Source organism: Archangium sp., from assembly GCF_036388035.1.
Lineage (GTDB): Bacteria > Myxococcota > Myxococcia > Myxococcales > Myxococcaceae > Archangium.
Map to the genome: position 1 here is coordinate 1 of NZ_DASVSO010000147.1, position 3,160 is coordinate 3,160.

A 3,160-nucleotide genomic window follows, 5' to 3' on the forward strand; every position below is an offset into this window, starting at 1 on the left:
CGAGAGCCACCTGTTCGATGCCGTCCTCGAAGCGGCGCCCGCGGGCATCATCGTGGCGGATGCGAACGGCCGGCTCGTCCGAATGAACCCCGCCAATGCGCGCCTGTGGGGGGCCGCGCCGCTGTCCAGCGGCGTGGACGAGTACCGGGAGTGGAAGGGCTGGTGGGCCGACGGCTCGGAGCGACACGGCCGCCGCCTGGAGCCCCAGGAGTGGGCCATGGCCCGCGCGCTGCGCGGGGAGATCATCCCGGGAGACCTCGTGGAGATCGAACCGTTCGACGCGCCGGGGACACGCCGCACCATGCTGAACTCCGCCGCGCCGGTGCGGGATGCGACGGGAAGAATCCTCGGGGGCGTGGTCGCGCAGATGGACATCACGGCCCGCGTCGAGGCCGAGGCGGCCGTCCGCCGCAGCGAGGAGCGCTACCGCCTCGTCAGCCACGCCACCAACGACGTCATCTGGGACTGGGAGCTCGCAACGGACCGGCTCGACTGGAATGACGCGGTCCAGACGCATTTCGGCTGCACGCGCGAGGAGCTCGGCCCCACCATCGACGGGTGGTACAGCCGGATCCATCCGGAGGACCGGGACAGGGTGGTCACCGAGGTCCACGCGGCGATCGACGAAGGCCAGGAGAGCTGGACCGACGAGTACCGCTTTCGCAGGAGCGACGGCTCCTATGCCGCCATGCTGGATCGCGGCTACATCAGCCGGGACGCCTCTGGCAGGGCGGTCCGCATGATTGGCTCGATGTTGGATCTGACCGAGCGCCACCGGGCCGAGGCCGCCCTGCGCGAGAGCAAGGAGCGCTTCGAGGCGCTCGCCGACAACATCTCGCAGCTCGCCTGGATGGCGGACGAGACGGGGAGCATCTTCTGGTACAACCAGCGCTGGTTCGACTACACGGGCACGACGCTCGAGGAGATGCTCGGCTGGGGCTGGCAGAAGGTCCACCACGAGGACCACGTCCAGCGAGTCGTCGAGCGGTTCACGCAGCACGTCGCCGAGGGCAAGGTGTGGGAAGACACCTTCCCGCTGCGCGGCAAGACGGGTGAGTACCGCTGGTTCCTCTCCCGCGCCCGACCCATTCGGGATGAAACAGGCCGGGTGCGCCGCTGGTTCGGCACCAACACGGACATCACCGCGCAGCTCGAGGCCGAAGCCCAGCTCAAGGAGGCCCTGCGGGCGCGCGACGAGTTCCTCTCCATCGCCAGTCATGAGCTGCGGACACCGCTCACGTCGCTGAAGCTGCAGTTCCAGATGACCCAGCGCCGCATCGGGCGCGGCGACCCGCACGCCTATTCGCCCGAGCAGGTGGTCAAGCTCGTGGAGCAGTCGAATCAGCAGCTCGCGCGACTCGGGCGGCTGATCAACGACATGCTCGACATCGCGCGCATCCGGACGGGCCGCCTCGTCATCGAGCCGGGCCCGCTGGACGCCGTCGAGTTGCTCCACGAGGTGCTGGAGCGCCTGGGCCCCCATCTCGCCGAGGCCGGCACCCCCGCCACGCTGGACGCGCCGGAGCGGCTCGAGGTCCGGTGGGACCGCTTCCGCATCGAGCAGGTGGTGACGAACCTGCTCACCAACGCCATGCGCTACGGCGACGGCAAGCCGGTGACCGTGAAGCTGCGGACACACGAGGGGCACGTCCTGCTGAGCGTGAGAGATGAGGGGCTGGGCATCGCGAAGGAGCACCAGGAGCGTGTCTTCAACCGCTTCGAGCGGGCCGTCTCCGCCAACGACATCTCCGGGCTCGGCCTGGGACTCTTCATCAGCCGGCAGATCGTGGAGGCGCACGGCGGCCGCATCTGGTTGGAGAGCGCGGGCCCTGGCCAGGGCACGACCTTCTTCGTCGAGCTGCTCGCGTCCCCGGACCTCCACCCGCTGAGGCCCGGGAGCGCGGCCTCGCGCCCGGAGCGGATCTTCCAGGGACGCGCGTGAGGGGCTACGTGATGACCTTGCCCGCCAGCTGGAGCGCCTTGTCCAGGTAGCCGGCGAGCTCGCCCAGCCGGCCCACCACCTGCGTCACCTTGTTCAGGTCGTCGGCGGCCTGGGCGAGGGCGTGGTTGGTGTCATGCATGGCGGCGGTGGCCTGCTTGAACACGGCCGACTCCGCGTCGAAGCGCGCGCCGAGCAGTCGCATCATCAGCTCGCGCAATCGCTTGCCGTGGGCGAGGTACTCGGCGCGAGTCTCCGGCGACAGGGCGCCACTCATCGACAGGTCGAAGCTGCGCTCGATGATGCGGGTCAACGTCTGGGTGTCGAAGAGCATGGCTCACTCCCCCTGGGGCTCACGGATGCGCTGCACGGCGGCGGCGGCTGTCTGGACGCGGCCCTGGAAGGCCTGCATGGCGGCGGACAGCTCCTGGAAGGACTCCAGCTGGCGCTCGGCGCGGGCGAAGCGCAGCAGCGCCTCGTGCGCGTCGCGCAGGGCGCGGGCCATGTCCACCGGGTTGGCCACCACCAGGGCCTCGTAGTCCTCGGAGGCCCGGCGGATGTCCTCGAGCACCTCGCGGCGCTCGGCCAGCGAGAGCTTGTTCTTCTGGGCGTTGTAGAAGCCCACCCGCGAGGCCAGCGCCTGCCTGGCGCCCGTGAGCCGCTGCGGCCCGAGCACGCCCACCAGGTCCGCCTCCAGCAGATCGATGATGGCCTTCACCTGGGGCTCTCCCTGCTCGATGCCCTTCTGGAGCGCCTGGGCCTGCTTGTTCTCCAGGTAGAGCGAGCCCACCACGCCCACCAGCGTCGTCACCGGCTCCACGTACTTGCTGGCCGAGCTGTCCCCCTTGCCCGCCAGCGTCTGGAGTTGCTGCCCCAGACCGCCGAGCTGCTGGCCCAGGGGCTGCGCGCCCTCGGTCAGCTTGCCCGCGTCCTCCGAGCCGGCCAGGGTGACGAGCCGCTCGGCGTAGACGCCCAGCAGGGCGATGGCGTCCATGCGCGCCTGGATGGACTCCGGCGTGAAGACCTTGCCCAGCAGCGGCGTGGCCTGGCCACTCGCGTCGCTGGCGAGCACCTCCAGCCCCGTGTCGTACAGGCGCTCGTCGAGGTAGAGGTTGCGCTCGAAGCGGTTCATCTCCGCGTAGTAGCTGCCCAGCGCGGTGCTGGCCTGCGCGGTGCCCTTCTGGAACTGCGCCACGGGCTCCCGGAAGCTGCCGGGCGTCT

3 protein-coding genes are annotated in these 3,160 nt (G+C 70.2%); 1 reads left to right on the forward strand and 2 read right to left on the reverse strand.

From position 1 onward, the window contains the following. A partial coding sequence (locus VF697_RS06415) for a PAS domain S-box protein (RefSeq protein ID WP_331092604.1) occupies positions 1-1,942 on the forward strand: 1,942 nt, incomplete at its 5' end. Between the two features lie 4 nt (positions 1,943-1,946). Here VF697_RS06415 and VF697_RS06420 read toward each other — a convergent pair. Both VF697_RS06420 and VF697_RS06425 read right to left on the reverse strand, forming a co-directional pair. Beyond that, positions 1,947-2,273, reverse strand: a complete 327-nt coding sequence (locus VF697_RS06420) for a hypothetical protein (RefSeq protein WP_331092605.1) — start codon at positions 2,271-2,273, stop codon at positions 1,947-1,949. Positions 2,274-2,276: 3 nt separating this feature from the next. After that, positions 2,277-3,160, reverse strand: an 884-nt coding sequence (locus VF697_RS06425) for a hypothetical protein (protein ID WP_331092606.1), incomplete at its 5' end; no start/stop codon positions are given.

Bases quoted from the DNA above. Each gene is read 5' to 3' on its own strand.
- VF697_RS06420 (WP_331092605.1), bottom strand. From the start codon at position 2,273: ATGCTCTTCGACACCCAGACGTTGACCCGCATCATCGAGCGCAGCTTC.